Here is an 18,955-nt window from a genome sequence, read left to right on the forward strand (position 1 = left end):
GGAGAGTGCGAGCGGAGGAGCCCTACTTGTAGACGGCCCAGACGGACTGGTCGAGGAGGCGCGTCTCGCCGTCGGCGCTGACCTCCCAGCCCTCGGGGGTGGTGCGCAGGTAGCGGCCGCGCAGGATCTCGGGGAACCAGCGGTCGCGGGTGCGGACCCAGCGGATGAAGTTGGCCGGACGACCGGCGTTCAGGGTCTGGCTGCTGCCGGATTCACTCATGCGACCAGTCTCACGTGCTCGCGGATATGGGCTCGGGGCATTGACTTCCCAGGAAGACGGGGCAGTCGTTCACAGTCGCCGCACATATCGCTGAGTATCGTTCGCAGAAACAGGAGGTCATCATGAACAGCTCGTCATCGACCGGTGCTTTCGGCTCCGGCAACCCCATCGAGGGCATCTGGCAGGCCATGGAGCAGGTGCGCTCCAGCTTCGAGAAGCGCAGCGGCACTCGCGTCGGCCGCGGCGACGTCCGCGCGGCGGTGCTCGCCCTCCTCGCCGAGCAGCCCATGCACGGCTACCAGATCATCCACGAGATCGAGGAGCGCAGCTCGGGCAGCTGGAAGCCGAGCCCCGGCTCCGTCTACCCCACCCTGCAGCTGCTCGCCGACGAGGGACTCATCTCGGCGGACGAGTCGAACGGCCGCAAGACCTACTCGCTCACCGAGGCGGGTCGCGCCCAGGTCGCCGCCTCCGGCACCTCCGCTCCCTTCGCGGGTGAGCCCGAGCCCGTCGACTTCGGCGCCCTGCCGAAGGCCGGCGTCGAGCTCGCGCAGGCCGCCGCGCAGGTCGGCCGATCGGGCACCCCGGATCAGATCCGGAAGGCCATCACGGAACTCGAGGACTCGCGCCGCAGGCTGTACGCGATCCTCGCGCAGGACTGACCCGGGTGGCGCCGGTACGCCCGGGCCCTGAGGGCCCGGGCCGCCGCCGCGCGCGCAGCGATCAGCGGCGCTACCGCCGCATCCTGCGCTTCGCCTCCTGGCACCTCGCGGTGACCTGGTTCTTCGATCTGCTGCTTCCCCGCGTCGGGCTGTCGTCGATCGCTCTGCGCACGCGCCCCGCGCGCATGCGCCGCTTCGCGCGCAGCTTCCACGTGCTCGCGGTCGAGCTCGGCGGACTGATGATCAAGGTGGGCCAGTTCATGTCGTCGCGCCTCGACGTCCTGCCGCCCGAGATCACCCGCGAGCTGGAGGGTCTGCAGGACGAGGTGCCGCCCGTCCCCTTCTCCGGGATCCGCGCGCTCGCCGAGGCGCAGCTGGGGCTGCCGCTCGAGCGCGCCTATGCGGGTGTCGACGAGACCCCGGTCGCCGCCGCCTCGCTCGGTCAGGCCCACCGCGCCCGACTCACTCCGATCGATGCGGCCGACACCGGCTTCGCCTCCGCGATCGTCAAGGTGCAGCGGCCCGGGATCGACGAGATCGTCGACGTCGACCTCGCGGCACTGCGCCGCGTCGGCGGCTGGCTCACGCACGTGCGCCTCGTCTCGGATCGCGTCGACGCGCCCGCACTCGTCGAGGAGTTCGCGGTCACCAGCCTCGAGGAGATCGACTACCTGCAGGAGGCCGCCAACTCGGTCCGCTTCGCCGCGGACTTCGCGGGCGACGCCCGGGTGGGCGTCCCCGACGTCGTCTGGGAGCGCTCGACCCGCAAGGTGCTGACCCTCCAGGACGTCACGGCCATCAAGATCACGGATGCCGACGCCCTCCGCGCCGCCGGCATCGACCCGGCCGAGGTCGCTCCGGTCTTCGCGGCGGTCATGTTCGACCAGCTGTTCACGAACGGCTACTTCCACGCCGACCCGCACCCCGGCAACGTCTTCGTCACGCCGACCCCGGGCGCCGAGCTGCCGTGGCGCCTGACCTTCATCGACTTCGGGATGATGGGCGAGGTGCCGCCGACGACCCGCGCGGGCCTGCGGGCGATGCTGATCGCCGCCGCGTCGCGCGACGGCAAGGGCCTCGTCGACGCGGCCCGCAAGGTCGGCGTGCTGCTCCCCTCCGCCGACTCGCGCGAGCTCGAGCGGGCGATGACCACGCTGTTCGCGCGCTTCGGCGGCATGGGGTTCGCGGAGCTGCGCGAGGTCGACCCGCGCGAGTTCCGCGACTTCGCGGTGCAGTTCGGCGACGTGGTGCGCTCGCTGCCGTTCCAGCTGCCCGAGAACTTCCTGCTCATCGTCCGGGCGATGTCGCTCACCTCCGGAGTCGCCAGCGCGCTCGATCCGGCGTTCAACCTGTGGGACTCGGTCGAGCCCTACGCGCAGCAGCTCATCCGCGAGGAGCGCGGCAACGTCGCGCAGGACGTCGGCCGGCAGGCGCTCGACACCCTCGGTCTCGTCTGGCGTCTGCCCCGGCGTCTCGACGAGCTGGCCACCACGCTCGAGGACGGCACGCTCGCCGTGACCGTCCCGACCGTCGAGCGGCGGCTCGTCCGACTCGAGGGAACGGTGCGCCGCGTCGTCTCGGCAGTGCTGTTCGCGGGCCTGCTGATCGCCGGAGCGATCACGCGACCCGACGACACGGCCTTCGGAACGGTGCTGCTGGTCGCGTCGGTGCTGCCGCTGCTGCACGCCCTGTTCTCGGGGCGGCGGGGCTGAGGTTCGGTCCCGCCGCCCCGTGAGACAGTGGAGCGTGCTGACGGACCGTACGCCGCGCCGGCTCCCGGCAGCCCCCGTCCGCCGGTTCCGACGGCTCGCGAGGCTCGGCTTCGCGGTGAACGGACTGCTGCACCTCTCTATCGGCGTGATCGCGATCCGTCTGGCGTTCGGCGACACGTCGCCCCTCGAGGCGGATCCATCCGGAGCGATCGCACGCCTCACGAGCGCGCCGCTCGGCAGGGTCGCCGTCTGGGCCGCGTTCAGCGCCGTGCTGGCCCTCGGACTCTGGCAGCTGACCCTCGGCGGCGCATCCGACAGTCCGAGACGCGCGGCGCGCTGGGGTCGCCGGGTGGTCGAGGCGGGCAAGGGACTCGCCTCGCTCGCGCTCGCCGGGACCGTGCTGATCTTCGCGCTCGGCGGATCGACGAGCTCCTCGGCGACGATCCGGACGATCAACCAGCAACTGGTCGCGACCACGACCGGGCTCGTGATCCTGGCACTGACCGGGGCGATCGTGCTCGGCAGCGGCATCGGCTTCATCGCGATCGGCATCCGCCGCGGGTTCCGCAAGCTGATCCGGCTGCCGGCAGGGCGACCCGGCCGCCTCGTCTCGGCGCTCGGCGCCACCGGCTACGTCGCGAAGGGCATCGCCGTCGGTCTCGCCGGGGGCATCTTCCTCGTGGCGGCGGCGACCGGCGACGCCGACCGGGCGACAGGGCTCGACGGTGCGCTGCGATTCCTCGCGGTCCCGCCGTACGGGACCGCCGCCCTGGTCGTCGTCGGGCTCGGAGTCATCCTCTACGGCGTGTTCCTGATGGCGCGAACGAAGCTCGCGCGCCTCTGAGACCCGAGTTCCCGCGTCAGTGCGCGGCGTCGTACGCGCTCTCGACCTCGGCCGGGATGCGGCCCGAGGGCGGGACGTCGTAGCCGTGGCGCTTCGCCCAGTGCCGGATCGCGGCGCGCATCTCGGGGCTCTTGCGGCCGGCGCTCGCGGCGACCGTCGTGATCCGCGGCGCCGCGCCCCCGGGCGAGAGCAGGCGGGCGGAGTCGACGTAGCGGGCGAGCGCGAGGTGCAGCCGGCCGATGTTCGCGGCCGTCAGGTCGATCTCGTAGGCGTCGTCGTCGATCGAGAAGCTGACGGTGCCGCCGCGACCGTCGACGATGGGCGCGCCGGTCAGGTCGTCGATCAAGCTCGTGCGCTGGGCCATTCAGCGGACTCCTCCGGGTCGGACGGAGCGCCGCGACCACGGCGGCTCCGCCGTCCAGCGTATCGATCGCCGCGAGCGCCTTCGGGCGATGCTCAGCGCTCGTCAGCGGCGCGGAGCGAGTGGATCATGCCGCGGAGCAGCCGGGCTGCGCCGGCCTGCTCCTCCACGGTCATGCCGGCGAGCATCCGCACCTCGACACCGCGGACCGCGACGGTCGCCGCCACGAGCCGCCGCCGCCCCTGCGGGGTCAGCTGCGTCGGGAGCGCCTTGCCCACGCGCGCCTCGACGGGGCGGACCACGTCCCCCTCCCGCTCCAGGGTCTGCAGCAGGACGTTCATGGACTGCCGCGTCACGAACGCTCCGCGCGCGAGCTCGGAGTTCGAGAGCCCGGGGCGCTGGGCCAGCAGCTCGAGGCAGGAGTAGTGCGTCACCGTCATCCCGAGCGGGCGCAGCACCCCCTCCATCGCCGCGCGGAGGGCGCTCGACGCCTCCTTGAGCAGGTAGCCGAGGGAGGTCGTGAGGTCGATCCCGTCTTGACTCATGTCAGAAGTCTGACATAGCGTGAGCCATGTCAGTCAACTGACATCAACCGAAGGAGCACCCCATGCCCGTCACCGGACCCGACTTCCTCTCCCTCCAGACCCGCGACCTCGCCGCGTCGCAGGCGTTCTACGAGCAGTACCTCGGCCTCGTCCGCTCGCCCGCCGGCCCGCCGCACGCCGTCGTCTTCGAGACGACGCCGATCGCCTTCGCACTGCGCGACATCGCGCCGGGCACCGATCTCAGCGGAGTCGTCCAGCCCGGCATCGGGGCCGCGATCTGGCTGCACGCGACCGACGTGCAGAGCATCCACGACGCACTCGTCGCCGACGGCCACCCGATCGTCGCGTCCCCGATCGACGGCCCGTTCGGCCGGACGTTCACCTTCGCCGACCCCGACGGGTACCACGTGACGCTCCACGACCGCGTCTGACGAGGCTCCGCCCTCAGAGGGCGCGGATCATCAGCACGGCACCGAGAACCGCGACCAGGCCACCCCCGATCACCGTCGACCACCTCCGGAACGCGGGCGCCGCCCGCCCGACGCCGGCGCCGAGTGCGACCAGCAGCGCCTGCCAGCCGAGCGACGCGGCTCCGACCCCCGCGACGAAGGCGACCCTCGCCCCGGCCGTCGGGGCGATCTGCTCGAGACCGGGGAGCAGTGCGGCGAAGTAGACCAGCGTCGCGGGGTTGATCGCGGTCAGCGCCGCGAAGAGGGCGAACCGACGCGGCGAGGCGTCGACCCGCGCTCCGCTCGCCGGCCGGCGACCCGCGAGGACGCCGCGCACGCCGAGCGCGAGGAGTGTCACTCCGCCCACGAGCTGCGGCCACGGCGCCCAGGAGGCGACGAGCGGGCCGGCCACCGACCCCGCGACCACCGCGACCGAGCAGTACGCGACGTCGACCGAGGCGACGGCGGCGGCGGCAGCGAAGCCTCGGCGAAGCCCCCGCGTCGCCCCCTCCTGCACGAGGAGGACACCGATCGCGCCGAGAGGGGCGGCGAGCGCGAGGCCGGCGAGCGCGCCGGCGAGGAGAGCGGAGGAGAGGTCCATGAGGGAACGCTGACGGACGGACGCGCGCCGGACTGCACGATCGCACCGCCGGCTGGGACGATTCGTCGCATGGATACCAGAGACGACGAGATCATCGGCGCGCTCCGCGAGAACGCGCGGGCCTCGTTCAGCGAGATCGGCCGCCGGGTCGGGCTGAGCACGAACGCGACGGCAGCGCGCGTGCGGAGACTCGAGGCCGCGGGCGTGATCCTCGGCTACCGGGTCGTCCTCGACACCGAGGTCGCCGAGCCCGCGAGTGGTCTGGAGGCGTTCGTCGACGTGCGCCTGGATCCCGCGCGCTCCTCGGAGGAGTTCCTCGAGTGGGCGAGCCGCCTCCCCGAGACGCGGGACGCCGTGCACGTGACCGGCGCGTACGACTACCTCCTGCACATCCGCGTGCGCGACACCGCCGCTCTCGACCGTCTGCTGCGCCGGCTCAAGAACGAGGGCGGGGCGACGCACACGCAGACGCGGCTGGCGCTGCGCTGATCGGGCACGGGGAGCCGCCCGCTGATTGGCGGAGGGGCCGCACGACATGTATAGTCGTACCTCGTTGCGTGCGCCCCTCGGGGCCGCGCGATGGACTGCGCCCGTAGCTCAACGGATAGAGCATCTGACTACGGATCAGAAGGTTGGGGGTTCGAATCCCTCCGGGCGCACTCGGAATCCAGGCCCTCACCGGCCTCGGAGCCACCGAGTACTGGTTGAGACAGTGCCACTCGCGAGAGTGCTGAACGGCCCGCTTCGGCGGGCCGTTCCTCGTTCACCCACGACCGCTCGCGCCTCAGCGCTCCTCCGCCCTGCTCCCCTGCGCGTCGAGGGCCACCCGCTGCCCGCCCTGCTCCTGGGTGGCGACCCAGCTCGCGAGCAGCCGCAGCGACTCCTCCGTCGGCGACCCCGGCTCGGCCGCATAGATGAGCAGGTTGAGTCCCTCGCCGAGGGGCTCCATCGCCTCGTAGGCCATGTCGAGGTCGCCGACGACCGGGTGCCGGAAGTGCTTGCGGCCCTGGACGTGGTTGCGCACGTTGTGCGCGCCCCAGCGGGTCCGGAACTCGGTGCTCCGCGTCGACAGCTCGCCGACCAGGTCCTGCAGGTCGCGGTCGTGCGGGTTCCGCCCCGCCTCCGTGCGGAGGATGGCCACGTTGATGTCGGCGGACGTCTCCCAGCTCGGGTAGTACTGCTCGGCGAGGTCGCGGTGCAGGAACGTCAGCCGGGCGAGATTCACCGGCCGCTCGTCGAGCTGGTACGCGTCCCAGTAGAGCCCGCGGAAGAGGGCGTTCTCGGCGAGGACGTCGAGACGCCCGTTGCGCACGAAGGCCGGCCCTCCGGTGACCGCGTCGAGCACCCAGCGCAGGCTCGGGCGCAGGGTCTGCGGCGAGCTGCGGCGCTTCGCCCGCACCGGCGAGGCGTTCGCCGTCGCCGCGAGGTCGAACAGGTGCGACCGCTCGGCGTCGTCCAGGCGCAGGGCGTCGGCGATCGCCGCCAGGACGGTGTCGGAGGCGCCGGTCAGGTTGCCGCGCTCGAGCTTGGAGTAGTACTCGACGCTCACCCCGGCGAGCATCGCCACCTCGACCCGGCGCAGACCGCTGACGCGCCGGTTCGACCCGCCCGACAGGCCGGCGATCTCGGGAGTGATCCGCGCGCGGCGCGACGTCAGGAAGTCCTTGACCTCTTCGGAGTTGACCATGCTCGCCACGCTACGACGCATCCGCCGCCCGAGGGGTGTCCTGGCAGTACAGGTTCCGGCAGGGACTCCCGCGCGCACGCGGGACACGGTGGAGTGGGATCCGCTCACCGAGTCCCGCGCGCGCGGGACTCGGTGAAGTGGTTCACGCCCACCGAGAGAGAGGCTCCACCATGAAGGCCGTATTCCTGTACGGTGCGGGCGACGTCCGCGTCGAGACCGTGCCCGACCCGATCATCCAGCAGCCGACGGACGCGATCGTGCGCGTCACCCGCGCCTGCATCTGCGGGTCCGACCTGCACCCCTACCACTCCCTGCCCGCCTCCGACCGGGGCACCCCGATGGGCCACGAGCTCATCGGCGTCGTCGAGGAGGCCGGCTCGGCCGTCACCACACTGAAGAAGGGCGACTTCGTCATCGCCCCGTTCTCGTTCAGCGACAACACCTGCTCGTTCTGCCGCGACGGCTTCCAGACAGCCTGCAAGCACGGCGGCTTCTACGGCTCCGTCGAGACCGGCGGCCTCCAGGCGCAGCTCGCCCGCATCCCGCTGGCCGACGGCAGCCTCGTCGTCGTCCCCGGCGTGACCGAGAACGACACCGAGCTCTTCGCCTCGCTGCTCACCCTCTCGGACGTGTACCTCACCGGGTTCCACGCCGCGCACCTGGGACGCGTCGAGGCCGGCAAGACGGTCACCGTGATCGGCGACGGCGCGGTCGGGCTCTCGGCCGTGCTCGCCGCGAAGCAGCTGGGCGCCGAGCGCATCATCCTGATGGGCCGTCACGCCTCCCGCACCGACCTCGGCATCGAGTTCGGCGCGACGGACGTCGTCGCGGAGCGCGGCGACGAGGGCGTCCAGAAGGTCCTCGACCTGACCGGCGGCGAGGGCAGCCACGTCGTCCTCGAGGCCGTGGGCCACATGCCCGCCTACGAGCAGTCGTACGGAGTCGTCCGCCCGGGCGGCGTCATCTCGCGCGTGGGCGTCCCCCAGTACGAGGACGCACCCGTCGGCTTCGGCTCGCTCTTCGGCAGGAACATCACGCTCACCGGAGGCCCCGCGCCCGTCCGCGCCTACCTCGAGCAGAGCATCCCGCTCGTGCTCGACGGCACGATCGACCCGGGCCGGGTGTTCGACCGCACCGTCGGCATCGACGAGGCGCCCGCCGGCTACGCCGCGATGGATGCTCGCGAGGCGCTCAAGGTGATGCTCACGCCGTAGCGGGAACGGCCCCGGAGCCGTGAGGTTCCGGGGCCGCGGGCGCTCACGGCCGGCGGTAGTCGGCGTCGGCGACGTGCTCGAGCCACGTCGTCGTCGTGGCCGGGTCGTCCGCGTGCTCGGTGATGGCGAGGTGCTCCATGTACGAGGACGGCGTCGCGCCGTGCCAGTGCTCCTCGCCCGCCGGGATGTAGACGGTCCGGCCGGGGAGGACCTCCTCCACGGTGCCCTCACGCGTGCCCATCCAGGCGACGCCCTCGGTCACGTGCAGCGCCTGGCCGTTCGCGTGCGAGTGCCACGCGGTGCGAGCGCCGGGCAGGAAGCGCACCTTCGCGATGACGGCCTGCTGCGCGTCGGACTGCGGCGTCGCGATCATGTCGAGGTAGACGTCGCCCGTGAACTGCGCCGCGGGGTTCTTGACGGTGTCGGGCTTGGGCTCGATCCTCATCGGTTGCTCTCCTTCGTGTCGTCGCGGGAGTCTCCCGCTGATCGGTGGGCAGGGGTCAGGCCTTCTCGGCGAAGACCGTCTTGGCGACGGCGGTGGCCGCCATCGCGCGCGGCCAGCCCGTGTAGAACGCGAGATGGGTGATCGCCTCGACGAGCTCCTCCTCCGTCACGCCGTTGTCGCGCGCGAAGGCGAGGTGGAAGCTCAGCTGCTCGGTCGCTCCGAGCGCCACCAGGGCCGAGACCGTGGCCAGGCTCCGGTCGCGCTTCGACAGCTCCGGGCGCTCCCACACCTCGTCGAACAGGAGCTCGTCGGTGTAGCGGGCCAAGGTCGGCGCGATGTCCCCGACGGACTTCTGCCCGCCGGTCCATCCGCTGTGCTTCTCGTCGGTCATCCGAGGACTCCTCTCGCTCGTGTGCTCCTCCCATCGAAGACCCGGCCGCCGCGCCGAGGGAGCCTCTGTCGAAGGGTGTTCCAGCAGGGCATCCCCGAGGACGGGAGACCTCCGTAGGGTCGGCCCTGAACCGATCGGATCGACGAAGGAGACCACCATGCACGACCGCGTACTCGGACAGGGCCTGACCGTCTCGGCCGTCGGACTCGGCGCGATGGGGATGTCGCAGAGCTACGGACCCAACCCCGGCAGCCGCGACGACATGATCGGCGTCCTCCGCTCGGCCGTGGATCTCGGCGTCACCTTCTTCGACACCGCCGAGGTCTACGGCCCGTACTCCAACGAGGAGCTCGTCGGCGAGGCCCTCGAGCCGGTCCGCGACGAGGTCGTGATCGCGACGAAGTTCGGCTGGGACATCGTCGACGGCGCGAGCGTCGGGCTCGACAGCCGGCCCGAGCAGATCCGCCGGGTCGCCGAGGCGTCGCTCCGCCGGCTGCGCACCGACGTGCTCGATCTCTTCTACCAGCACCGGGTCGATCCCGCCGTGCCGATCGAGGACGTCGCGGGCACCGTCGGCGAGCTCGTCGCCGAGGGCAAGGTCCGCCATTTCGGGCTGTCGGAGGCGTCGGCCGCGACGATCCGCCGCGCGCACGCCGTGCACCCGGTCACCGCGGTGCAGAGCGAGTACTCGCTGTGGACCCGCGACCCCGAGGCCGAGGTGCTGCCCGTGCTCGGCGAGCTCGGCATCGGCTTCGTGCCCTTCAGCCCGCTCGGCAAGGGCTTCCTCACCGGCGGCGTCACGACGGCGACGTCCTTCTCCCAGGACGACATCCGGAGGCGGGTGCCGCGGTTCGAGGCCGAGAACCTCGCCGCGAACCAGGCGCTCGTCGACCACGTCAGCCGGCTCGCGAGCGCGAAGGACGTGTCGCCCGGCCAGATCGCCCTCGCGTGGCTCCTCCTGCAGCACCCCTGGATCGTGCCGATCCCGGGGACCCGCCGCACCTCGCGCATCGAGGAGAACGCCGGATCGACCGGTGTGACCCTCTCGCCCGACGAGCTCTCCGACCTCGACGGCCTCGCCCGCCGGGTGGGCGTCAGCGGCGAGCGCTACTCCCCGCAGCACCTCGCGTTCCTCGACCGCTGATCAGGGCGCCTCGGGCGATCGGGGCGGAGCGGCTCCCTCCGGCGTCACGAGACGCCGGGCGGCCTCGACGACTCCTGCCCGCCGTCGATCGATCTCGGCCCCGCCGCCCGACTCGGTCATCATGCGCGCGACCTGCGGCACCGCGTACCAGTAGCCGGCCAGAGCGAGGAGCAGGAAGTTCAGATGCTCCGGCGGGAGCCCCGGGGTGAGGGATCCCGCGCTCTGCGCCTCGGCCAGCGCGGCGGTCTTCTGCGCGTAGTAGGAGCGGCGCTGCTGCTCCTCCGGCACCTCGGAGGGGAAGGACAGCGCCTCCCACAGCACCAGGCGGACGAGCTCGGGGTGCGCGCGGTTGTAGTCGAAGAGGCGGCCGGCGTACTCGCCGATCCCCTCGGGAGTGGACGACTCGATCGGGATGGTCTCCGCGACGACGGCGAGCTTCTCGCGGAGCACGGCCGCGAACAGCTCCGGCTTGCTGCCGAAGTAGTTGTAGACCCGCTCCTTGTTGACGCCGGCGATCCTGGCGATCCGCTCCATCGTCGTCGCGTCGGGTCCCCGTTCTGTGAACTCCCGCGCCGCCGCCGCCAGGATCCTGCGCTTGGTGCCCTCGACGTCCCATGCCATCCGAGTCCCGCTCTCATTCTCCAACGTTGGCGTTGTATTTTGCCTCCCACAGTACTAGCTTGAAGACCAACGTCAGCGTTGGATTTCGGCGGCGGCCTCGGCTCGACATGACGCAGACCCCCGGACGAGAGGAACGAAGTCCATGAGCACCTCCCCCCGCGATACCGCAGCGCCGGGGATGAGCCGCGGGCTCACCCTGCTGTTCGCCGTCGCCGCCAGCGCCGCCGTCGGCAACCTCTACTGGGCGCAGCCCCTGCTGGGCATCCTCGGCGAGGACTTCTCCGTCTCCACCGCCTCCACGGGTCTGATCGTCACGGTCACCCAGGTCGGCTACGCCCTCGGCGTGTTCCTCCTGCTGCCCCTCGGCGACACCGTGAACCGCAGGCGGTTCATCCCCGGCCTGATGGTCCTCACCGCCGCGCTCCTGCTCGCCACCGCGGCCGCCCCCACCTATCCGGTGCTCCTCGGATCCCTCGGCCTGATCGGATTCAGCGCGGTCGCCGGGCAGGTCCTCATCCCGCTCGCCGGTGACCTCGCCCGCGACGACGAGCGCGGCCGCGTGCTCGGCACCGTCGCCGCCGGAATCATGATCGGCCTGCTCGTCGCCCGAGCACTCAGCGGTGTCGTCGCCGAGCACTTCGGCTGGCGCGCGGTGTTCGTCATGGCCGCCGTCATCATGCTCGTCGTGGCGGCCGTCCTCGCGCCCCGCCTCCCCCGTCTCGAGGCGCGACCGAGCGTCCCGTACGGCCGCCTGCTGCTCTCGGTCCTCCGCACGATCACCGGGACCCGGGCCGTGCAGGTGACGATGCTCATCGGCGCCTCGGCGATGTGCGTGTTCACGATGTTCTGGACGGGCATGACGTTCCTGCTGTCGTCTCCCGCCTTCGGCTACTCCGTGTCGCTGATCGGCGCGGTCAGCCTGGTGGGAGTCGTGGGCGCCCTCGCCGCGCAGCGCGTCGGCAGGCTCTTCGACCGCGGGCTCTTCGTCCCCGCGCTGGGCATCGGGCTCGCCATCACCTTCGCCGGTCTCGCCGTCTCGGCCCTCGGGTCGACGTCGATCGTCGTCCTGATCATCGGAGCGATCGTCTTCGGACTCGGCCTCCAGTCCGTCCAGATCCTCGCCCAGACCCGGATGGTGTCGATCGACCCCTCCGCCCGCAGCCGCCTCAACACCGCCTTCATCGGGGGCAACTTCGTCGGCGGCGCCGTCGGGTCCGCGCTCGCCGGGGCGTTCTGGCAGCTGGGCGGCTGGGTCGCGGTGATGCTCGCCGCCCTGGCCGTGATCGCCCTCGCCCTGCTCGTCTGGACGATCACCCGCAGGGGCGCGCTCGCGCACTGAGGTGCGCCCGCACGGCGAGAGGCGTGCAGCTGCTGAATGCCGCTCAGCCGCGCACGAGAGAGGCCACGTCGACTCCGAACACCCGCAGGAGGTGGGAGTGGAGGTGGCGCTCGAGGTCCGTGCAGACCGGGTCTCCGGTGCTCCAGATCCGCGCTGCCGTGCAGGCCGCGCTGAGCTCCTCCACCGTCACCGCGGTCCACCACCCGGGCTCGACCGCCCTCTCGAGGAGGGCGCGGGCGGCCTCGACCTCGCCGCGGTAGCGGGCGAGCACGCTGCGCATCGCCTCCGGATCGGACACGACCGACCGGAGCTCGTCGATGTGGGCGCGCAGGGTCGCGTCACCGCTTCGGCAGGCCTCGGCGATCGCCGTGCGCGCCACGTCTCGCGAGACGAGGGCGGTCGTAGCGGCGTTCTGCGGACGGCTGTCCGGGAAGTCGTTCATCGGCGATGTCCTCCGAGGGTTCGGCGCGGCGGTCAGTCGCGGACCCGGACTTCCACGGGTCCGTCGCTCGCGTCCTGCAGGGCCTCGACCGCGTCGAACGAACCGAGGGGGACGATGCCGGGGTAGGCGCCGACGCTGTCGTAGTAGAGGACGAGCCCCTGGTCGGGGGCGTAGTAGCCGAGAGTGCCGGCGGGGGCGGCGGCTCGATCGGGCGCAGTGCCGAGATCGAGCGGCGCGGGGAGCGTCGCGATCTTCTCCTGCCCGCCGTAGTCGCGGAAGTCGAGGGTGACCGGCAGCTGCGCGAGCAGCGACCGGGCGGCGACGGAGTCGTCGAGCGTCGCCTCGATCTCGAGGTCACCGAACCGGAGGATGAGCGCGGTCGGGCCGGCGGAGGGAGCGGCGGCGGTCGGCGCCGAGTCGGACGGTTCCGGTGCGGCCAGAGCTGTGGAGGCGCTGGTCACGGGCTCGGCAGCACCGTCGCCCGGCGCGCTGCATCCCGACACCGTCAGCACGAGGACGCCGAGGGGCGCGAGGAGCAGGCGCGCGCCGCGGACGAGCACCGCGTCAGCGCGCATCGAGGTGATCCACCGTGAAGGCCGAGCGGCGCCCGTAGAGCGTGATCAGGAGCGCGATCACGCCGAGCCCCGCCATCAGCACCGCGAGGACCAGCGCGTCGAAGCCCTCGAGCAGGACCGCCCCGAGCACCCCCGCGCCGAAGATCGCGAGGTTGAACGCCACCGGGAGGAACGAGTTCGCGACGTCGGAGTTCTCGCGGCCCGAGCGGCTGAGTGCCGACTGCAGCTGCGCGGAGGCGCCGCCGAACGAGACGCCCCAGAGCACGCTCGCCACCAGCACGACGGCCGGAGCACCGCGCCCCACGAGCAGGATCAGCCCCGCGAGGACGAACACCGCGACGCTCAGGTGCAGCAGCGCCCGGGGGAAGCGGTCGATGACGGCCGCGGTGATCGCGACTCCGACGATGGAGGAGACGCCGTAGACGAGGAGCACGAGATCGGGGCCGAGGCCCGAGCCGCCCTCGCGGAGGAACGGCGCGATGTAGGTGTAGATGGTGTTGTGCGCGAGCATCCAGACGAAGATCGTCAGGCACACGATCGCCACGCCGGGCATCGCGAAGACGCGGGCCAGCGGCAGGCTCCCCGCGGCGGTCCTCGGCTGGCCGGGCGCGTCCGGGACGAAGAGTGCGATCAGCGCGAACGTCACCAGCGCGATCAGGCTCAGCCCGCCGAACGACCAGCGCCAGTCGAACGTCGTCCCGAGCCAGGCGCCCAGCGGCGTGCCGAGCGCGAAGCCGACGGGAGCGCCGACCGAGACGATCGACAGCGCGAGGCCCGCTCGCCGGGGCGGACTGATCCGCCGCCCGTACGCGGCGAGCATCCCCCAGATGATCCCGGTGAAGGCTCCGGCGAAGAAGCGCGACACGAGCGACACCACGACGTCGCTCGACAGCGCGGTGACGGTGTTGGCGACGATCAGGCAGGCGATGACCACCAGGATCAGCGGCTTCCGGCGGAACCCGCGCGTGAGGCTGATCGCCGGGATCGTGACGATCACCGTGCCGAGCGCCCAGACGCTGATGAACTGACCGACGGTCCCCTCGCTGGTCCCCATCCCCTCGGCGATCACCGGGAGCAGCCCCGCGGGCATCGTCTCGGCGGCGACGAGGAGGAACCCCATCGTGGCGAGGAGGGCGAGCGCGAGCCAGGGCATGGTCCGGGGATCTGCTCGCTCGTCGGCGTCGGGGAGGATCACGGGCGCAGTGGAGGTCATGGGGTCCTTCGAGGGCTCGGGGCGGCACCCCGCGATCGAGGCGCCGTGCCGTCATCGGCGGTGGGGAGAAGTGAGGACGGGTCAGCTCGCGGAGCCGGCGGTGAGGCGCGCGACGTCCTCGGTGGCGGCCCACGTGGCGAGGAGCCGGAGCTTGTCGTCGGAGGCGCTGCCGGGGACCGCCGGGTACACGGTCATCGAGTGGCCGGGGTCGTCCTGCAGCTCGCTCACCTGGAAGGTCAGCTCGAGCAGGCCGACCACCGGGTGCTGGAACTGCTTGAGGCCGGTGTAGTGGCGGCGGACGTTGTGCTCGGCCCACCGGGTCCGGAAGTCGTCGCTGCGCATCGACAGCTCGCCGATGAGGGCGGCGAGCTGCGCGTCGTGCGGGTTCCGGCCCGCGTCGCGGCGCAGGATCGCGACGTTCACGTCGGCCGCCCGCTCCCAGTCGGGGTAGAAGGCGTGCGCGCGCGGGTCGAAGAAGATGAAGCGGGAGTGGTTCGCGGGCCGCGCGGTGCTCCGGTACATCTCGGAATAGAGCGCGAAGCCGAGCGCGTTCGCGGCGACCAGGTCCATCCGCGTGTTCGAGACGAACGCCGGGGCGCCCGTGATCGCCTCGAGCAGGTACTGCACCTCGGGCCTGACCGTCGCCACGACGGGGGTCCGCGACCGGGAGCGGACGCCCGCCTCGTTCGCCGTCCGCGCGAGATCGCAGAGGTGATCGTGCTCGGCGCGATCCAGGTGCAGGGCCCGGGCGATCGCGTCGAGCACCGAGTCGGACACACCCGAGAGGTTCCCGCGCTCCAGGCGGGTGTAGTAGTCGACGCTCACGCCGGCCAGCCGGGCCACCTCGTCGCGGCGGAGCCCGGCGACCCGGCGGCGGCCGCCGCTCGGCTCGATGCCGGCCTGCTCCGGCGTGAGTCGCCCGCGGCGCGACGCCAGGAACTCGCGTGCCTCTGCTCGATGGTCCATACCTCGAACCGTAGGAGCCGCCGACAGGTCCGTGAAGGGTTCTGTCAGAACCTGTCTCGCCGGGGCACCCCGCAGCGACGGTGGAGCGTCATCCGACGGACGCGAGGTCGATGCCCCAGACGCGTCGGAGGTGCGAGGAGACCCGGCGCTCGAGATCGGCGCAGACCGGGTCGCCCTCGCTCCAGATCCGGGCGGCCGCGCACGCCGATGCGACGCGCTCCGCACTCGCGTCGCGCCACCACTCCGGAGCCGCCGCGGCCTCGAGGAGGCTGCGCGCGGCCTCGACCTCTGTGCGCAGGCGCGCCTGCAGCTGCCGCATCCGCTCGGCGTCGGGCAGCGCCGACCACAGCTCGTCGATGTGCGACTGGAGGGTGGCGTCGCCGAGGAGGCAGGCGTCGACGACCGCGACGAGCACCTCGTCGCGCGTGGCGGCACGTGGTCCGCACGGGGAGGTCTTCATCGGGGTGGGTCCTTCGGGGCGGGAGGCGAGTGGTGCGGGGAGGCGGATGCGGCGGTCGCGGAGGCGCGACCGAGCGGCGGGAGAGGGTCGGGCCGTCGTCGCGACTCGCGGGGGGACGAGGGGACGGGGCACGGAGCGACAGGAGGCGGGGGCCACCTCCCCTGACGGTATCTGAGGGCCTGCTCAGACACGCCCCACTCCCAGGGCATGCTCGGCCGGCGCCCGGCGGAGCCAGCGCCACTCGAGCCGGGTCCGGCCCGTTGTGTCGTAGCGTGGCAGACATGGAGGCCGCCGCGATCGAGCTCGTGCGCTTCGTCGTCTCGCCCCTGCACCGCTTCGAGGGCCGCCCCGCCGACGGCCCCATCCCCTCCGAGGGCAACGAGCAGCCCGACCGGATCGAGATCCGCGCCGGCCTCGGCATCGTCGGCGACCGCTACTTCGCGCAGCGCGCGCACCGGACCGCCGCCGTGACCCTCTTCGCGATCGAGTCGCTCGAGCACGTCGCCGCCGAGCTCGGCGCCGCCCCCTTCGATCCGGCCGACGTCCGCCGCAACATCGTCGTCCGCGGCGCCGACATCGACGCGCTCGCGGGCCGCACGTTCGCGCTCGAGCAGGGCGGCGAGCGGATCGAGTTCCAGGGCGGTCGACCGGCGAACCCCTGCGCGTGGATGAACGTGTCGCTCGCGCCGGGGGCGCACAGGGCGATGCGGAGGCGCGGCGGCGTCCGCTGCTCGCCCCTCGCGAACGGCGTCCTCCACCTCGGCCCGGCCCGGCTCGTCCTCCACAGATCCGAGGAGATGCTGATCTGAGCCGCCCGGCCACCGCCTAGGCTCGCTCCGACCGATACCCCACCCGGACCCGAGGAGGCGCCCGTGCCCCGACCAGGCCGCCCCCTCCGCACGCTCGCCGCGAGCCTGCGCAACGGGGCCCGCGACGTCTTCGCGACCACCCGGTCCCGGCGACGCGATCCACGGCGGCGCATCAGGCTCACCGACGTCTCGGTGCAGAGGGTCCATCACGGCCGCGTCTGGGCGCGCGTGAGCACGGTCGGCCGCTCCGGCGAGCGCACCTTCGTGCTCGTGCCGGGCATCGGAGTCGCCGCCACCTACTTCGAGCGGCTCGCCCCCGCGCTCAACGAGTTCGGCCCGGTGCACGCCCTCGACCTGCCCGGCTTCGGCGGCGTGCCGCACCCGCCGCACGCCGAGCGGATGGGCATCAGCGACTACGCCGAGCTCGTGGGGGCCGTCATCGACGAGCTGGGGCTCGACGACCCGGTCGTCCTCGGGCACTCGATGGGCACCCAGGTCGTCGCCGAGCTCGCCGCACGGCGCCCGGAGCTCACGACGATCGTGCTGCTGGGCCCCGTGATGAACCGGCACGAGCGGCGCGTCCCGGTCGCCGGGCTCCGCTTCGCCCAGTCGAGCGTCCGCGAGCCGCCGAAGGTGGCGGTCCTCGCCGCCGCCGCCTACCTCCTCTGCGGCCCGCGCTGGTTCTCGCGAGTGCTGCCCGAGATGATGCACTACCCCATCGAGGAGACGGTGCCCCGGATCCGCGCGTCGACGCTCCTCATCCGCGGCGAGTTCGATCGGCTGGTGCCGCGCGAGTGGGTCGAGGAGCTCGCCCAGTCGATCCCGCACGCCCGCGCGTGGGAGATCCCCGACGCCTCCCACTCGGTGATGCACGCCCACGCCGAGGAGGTGGCGCGGCTCTGCGTCGAGCACGCACGCGCGCCGCAGCCCGATCGCGGCGAGACCGAGCTCCGGCGCTTCCCCGACGACGAGGTCGACCGCTCCCAGGAGGACGCCGCGGTCCCCGACCCGCTCGGAGCCGTCCGCGGGCGGGTGACCGAGCTCGCCGGCATCCTCCTCGACGACGACTCGCTCATTGCCGAGGGCAAGACGCAGCACGCCGAGGCGACAGACCCCGCGGCGCTCCGCGACGACGACGACGACGCAGCTCGGCCGTCGAGCGAGTCCGCCGGCCCGTCCGAGACGACCCCCGCGTTCGACTGAGCCTCAGGACTCCTCGCCGACGATCTCCTCTCGGATGCGCCGCAGGTCCTCGGCGAGCGCCCCCATCAGGATCCAGTGCTCCGGATGCGGTGTCGCGATGACGAGCGGGGCCGTCAGCGCCGGCAGCTCGTCGGTGATCGCCTCCGGCTCGGGCACCGCCACCGACGACTGCACGAGCAGCCGCAGGTCGTGCGCCGCGCGGTGCAGCTGCGTCGCGATGTCCGCGATGGTCGCCTCGCGAACCAGGTCGGGGTCGTAGAGGTCGTGCACCGTCCGGGTCATCCCGCGCACCCGCGTGACGATGCGGGCGAGGCGCGGCGTGACCGAGTCGAGCGCGACGAGCCGGTCGCGGTGCGCCGAGCGGCGCGGGTTCAACCGGAGCGACTCCTCGCCGGTCGCGATCGCCTCCTCCGCCTTGCGCTGCATGGTCTGCAGGAGCCGGGCGTTGATCAGCAGCTCGTCGAGGCGCGCTCGCGCGACCGGCCGCTCGAGAGCGTCGGCCAGGTCGTCGAGGGCGGCCGCGAGCTGGGTCGTCAGGTCGCCGACCGCCCGCTCGGCCGGCGCGAGGGTGACCGGCGGCACGATCACGCCGTTGATGACGACTCCGATCACCGCGCCGATCAGCGTCTCGATGATGCGGTCGAACGCGTAGTTCGGCGTCACGGAGCCGACCGAGAGCACGAGCATCGCGCTGATCGGGATCTGCACCGCCGAGGCGGGAGTCAGCCGGATGGCCCAGCCGACCGCGATCGCGGCCACGATCGCCAGCAGCACGATGGTGCTGTCCGCGCCGAAGAGCGTGCCGATCAGCGAGCCGACGACGACGCCCACGATCACGCCGACGCTGCGCTCGAGGGCCTTCGAGAACGACTGGTTCACGCTCGGGGCGACCACGAGGAGGGCCGCGATCGCACCGAAGACGGGGAGCGTGTCGGGGAAGATCAAGCCCGCGACGATCCACGTCACGACCGTGGCCGCCGCCGTCTTCACCAGCTGCAGCAGCGGCGGGCGCGTGGCCACGGTGAAGCTCGAGGTCAGGCGCATGCGTCCAC

The 18,955-nt window shown here is 72.5% G+C and carries 24 protein-coding genes and 1 tRNA gene; 11 read left to right on the forward strand and 14 right to left on the reverse strand.

Features of this window, described 5'->3' with window-relative positions; all coding sequences use genetic code 11:
- Nucleotides 1-22: 22 nt before the first annotated feature.
- Nucleotides 23-220 (reverse strand): hypothetical protein, encoded by a 198-nt coding sequence (locus tag GRS92_RS07320; RefSeq protein WP_159854701.1) that lies wholly within the window; start codon nt 218-220, stop codon nt 23-25.
- Nucleotides 221-342: 122 nt separating this feature from the next.
- Here GRS92_RS07320 and GRS92_RS07325 point away from each other — a divergent pair, with 122 nt between their 5' ends.
- The 3 genes from GRS92_RS07325 to GRS92_RS07335 are packed head-to-tail and all read left to right on the forward strand — an operon-like array spanning nt 343 to nt 3,438.
- Nucleotides 343-882, forward strand: coding sequence for a PadR family transcriptional regulator (locus tag GRS92_RS07325; RefSeq protein WP_159854703.1), 540 nt, complete (start codon nt 343-345; stop codon nt 880-882).
- Between the two features lie 5 nt (nt 883-887).
- Nucleotides 888-2,594 (forward strand): ABC1 kinase family protein, encoded by a 1,707-nt coding sequence (locus GRS92_RS07330; protein WP_159854705.1) that lies wholly within the window; start codon nt 888-890, stop codon nt 2,592-2,594.
- Between the two features lie 34 nt (nt 2,595-2,628).
- Nucleotides 2,629-3,438: a DUF1206 domain-containing protein gene (locus GRS92_RS07335; RefSeq protein ID WP_159854707.1), complete on the forward strand. Its 810-nt coding sequence runs from the start codon at nt 2,629-2,631 to the stop codon at nt 3,436-3,438.
- 16 nt (nt 3,439-3,454) lie between these two features.
- Here the strand turns inward: GRS92_RS07335 and GRS92_RS07340 are convergent, their stop codons facing one another.
- Nucleotides 3,455-3,802 (reverse strand): histone-like nucleoid-structuring protein Lsr2, encoded by a 348-nt coding sequence (locus GRS92_RS07340; RefSeq protein WP_159854709.1) that lies wholly within the window; start codon nt 3,800-3,802, stop codon nt 3,455-3,457.
- A gap of 92 nt (nt 3,803-3,894) precedes the next feature.
- Entirely contained in the window at nt 3,895-4,344 is a 450-nt protein-coding gene (locus GRS92_RS07345; protein ID WP_159854711.1) for a MarR family winged helix-turn-helix transcriptional regulator, read from the reverse strand.
- A 62-nt stretch (nt 4,345-4,406) separates the two neighbouring features.
- Here GRS92_RS07345 and GRS92_RS07350 point away from each other — a divergent pair, with 62 nt between their 5' ends.
- Nucleotides 4,407-4,775 carry a VOC family protein gene (locus GRS92_RS07350; RefSeq protein WP_159854713.1) on the forward strand — a complete coding sequence of 123 codons (369 nt, stop codon included), beginning with the start codon at nt 4,407-4,409 and terminating at the stop codon, nt 4,773-4,775.
- A gap of 13 nt (nt 4,776-4,788) precedes the next feature.
- Here the strand turns inward: GRS92_RS07350 and GRS92_RS07355 are convergent, their stop codons facing one another.
- Nucleotides 4,789-5,394, reverse strand: coding sequence for a LysE family transporter (locus tag GRS92_RS07355; protein WP_159854715.1), 606 nt, complete (start codon nt 5,392-5,394; stop codon nt 4,789-4,791).
- 69 nt (nt 5,395-5,463) lie between these two features.
- On the opposite strand from GRS92_RS07355, the gene GRS92_RS07360 reads away from it, so the two are divergent.
- Nucleotides 5,464-5,883, forward strand: coding sequence for an Lrp/AsnC family transcriptional regulator (locus tag GRS92_RS07360; protein ID WP_159854717.1), 420 nt, complete (start codon nt 5,464-5,466; stop codon nt 5,881-5,883).
- A 97-nt stretch (nt 5,884-5,980) separates the two neighbouring features.
- Nucleotides 5,981-6,053, forward strand: a tRNA-Arg gene (locus GRS92_RS07365).
- Nucleotides 6,054-6,178: 125 nt separating this feature from the next.
- On the opposite strand, the gene GRS92_RS07370 is transcribed toward GRS92_RS07365, so the two are convergent.
- A complete protein-coding gene (locus GRS92_RS07370) occupies nt 6,179-7,081 on the reverse strand; it encodes a helix-turn-helix domain-containing protein (RefSeq protein WP_159854719.1) in 903 nt (300 codons plus the stop codon).
- A 170-nt stretch (nt 7,082-7,251) separates the two neighbouring features.
- Between GRS92_RS07370 and GRS92_RS07375 the strand changes: the two genes are divergently transcribed.
- Entirely contained in the window at nt 7,252-8,295 is a 1,044-nt protein-coding gene (locus GRS92_RS07375; protein WP_204162363.1) for a zinc-binding dehydrogenase, read from the forward strand.
- Between the two features lie 43 nt (nt 8,296-8,338).
- Here the strand turns inward: GRS92_RS07375 and GRS92_RS07380 are convergent, their stop codons facing one another.
- Both GRS92_RS07380 and GRS92_RS07385 read right to left on the reverse strand, forming a co-directional pair.
- A complete protein-coding gene (locus GRS92_RS07380) occupies nt 8,339-8,740 on the reverse strand; it encodes a (R)-mandelonitrile lyase (protein WP_159854721.1) in 402 nt (133 codons plus the stop codon).
- 55 nt (nt 8,741-8,795) lie between these two features.
- On the reverse strand, nt 8,796-9,131 hold the full coding sequence (locus GRS92_RS07385) for a carboxymuconolactone decarboxylase family protein (protein WP_159854723.1): 336 nt from the start codon (nt 9,129-9,131) through the stop codon (nt 8,796-8,798).
- 157 nt (nt 9,132-9,288) lie between these two features.
- Between GRS92_RS07385 and GRS92_RS07390 the strand changes: the two genes are divergently transcribed.
- Entirely contained in the window at nt 9,289-10,275 is a 987-nt protein-coding gene (locus tag GRS92_RS07390; protein WP_159854725.1) for an aldo/keto reductase, read from the forward strand.
- Here GRS92_RS07390 and GRS92_RS07395 read toward each other — a convergent pair whose 3' ends face one another.
- Nucleotides 10,276-10,896, reverse strand: a complete 621-nt coding sequence (locus tag GRS92_RS07395; RefSeq protein ID WP_159854727.1) for a TetR/AcrR family transcriptional regulator — start codon at nt 10,894-10,896, stop codon at nt 10,276-10,278.
- Nucleotides 10,897-11,038: 142 nt separating this feature from the next.
- Between GRS92_RS07395 and GRS92_RS07400 the strand changes: the two genes are divergently transcribed.
- Nucleotides 11,039-12,235 carry an MFS transporter gene (locus GRS92_RS07400; protein ID WP_204162041.1) on the forward strand — a complete coding sequence of 399 codons (1,197 nt, stop codon included), beginning with the start codon at nt 11,039-11,041 and terminating at the stop codon, nt 12,233-12,235.
- Nucleotides 12,236-12,278: 43 nt separating this feature from the next.
- Here the strand turns inward: GRS92_RS07400 and GRS92_RS07405 are convergent, their stop codons facing one another.
- From GRS92_RS07405 to GRS92_RS07425, 5 genes are all read right to left on the reverse strand, one after another.
- Entirely contained in the window at nt 12,279-12,677 is a 399-nt protein-coding gene (locus GRS92_RS07405) for a hypothetical protein (protein WP_159854729.1), read from the reverse strand.
- Between the two features lie 32 nt (nt 12,678-12,709).
- A complete protein-coding gene (locus GRS92_RS07410) occupies nt 12,710-13,252 on the reverse strand; it encodes a cyclophilin-like fold protein (protein ID WP_159854731.1) in 543 nt (180 codons plus the stop codon).
- Nucleotides 13,242-14,465: an MFS transporter gene (locus tag GRS92_RS07415; protein WP_159854733.1), complete on the reverse strand. Its 1,224-nt coding sequence runs from the start codon at nt 14,463-14,465 to the stop codon at nt 13,242-13,244. Before GRS92_RS07415 ends, GRS92_RS07410 begins: the two co-directional genes overlap by 11 nt.
- An 81-nt stretch (nt 14,466-14,546) precedes the next feature.
- Nucleotides 14,547-15,431 carry a helix-turn-helix transcriptional regulator gene (locus GRS92_RS07420; protein WP_159854735.1) on the reverse strand — a complete coding sequence of 295 codons (885 nt, stop codon included), beginning with the start codon at nt 15,429-15,431 and terminating at the stop codon, nt 14,547-14,549.
- 88 nt (nt 15,432-15,519) lie between these two features.
- Nucleotides 15,520-15,891 (reverse strand): hypothetical protein, encoded by a 372-nt coding sequence (locus GRS92_RS07425; RefSeq protein WP_159854737.1) that lies wholly within the window; start codon nt 15,889-15,891, stop codon nt 15,520-15,522.
- A 281-nt stretch (nt 15,892-16,172) separates the two neighbouring features.
- Here GRS92_RS07425 and GRS92_RS07430 point away from each other — a divergent pair, with 281 nt between their 5' ends.
- Together GRS92_RS07430 and GRS92_RS07435 are read left to right on the forward strand one after the other, a co-directional pair.
- Complete coding sequence (locus GRS92_RS07430; protein WP_159854888.1) at nt 16,173-16,700, forward strand: MOSC domain-containing protein; 528 nt, start codon at nt 16,173-16,175, stop codon at nt 16,698-16,700.
- A gap of 63 nt (nt 16,701-16,763) precedes the next feature.
- Nucleotides 16,764-17,903 (forward strand): alpha/beta fold hydrolase, encoded by a 1,140-nt coding sequence (locus tag GRS92_RS07435; protein ID WP_235021863.1) that lies wholly within the window; start codon nt 16,764-16,766, stop codon nt 17,901-17,903.
- Nucleotides 17,904-17,906: 3 nt separating this feature from the next.
- Here the strand turns inward: GRS92_RS07435 and GRS92_RS07440 are convergent, their stop codons facing one another.
- Nucleotides 17,907-18,947: an FUSC family protein gene (locus GRS92_RS07440; RefSeq protein WP_159854739.1), complete on the reverse strand. Its 1,041-nt coding sequence runs from the start codon at nt 18,945-18,947 to the stop codon at nt 17,907-17,909.
- Nucleotides 18,948-18,955: the final 8 nt, after the last annotated feature.

It is taken from the genome of Rathayibacter sp. VKM Ac-2754, from assembly GCF_009807095.1.
Classification (GTDB): domain Bacteria; phylum Actinomycetota; class Actinomycetes; order Actinomycetales; family Microbacteriaceae; genus Rathayibacter.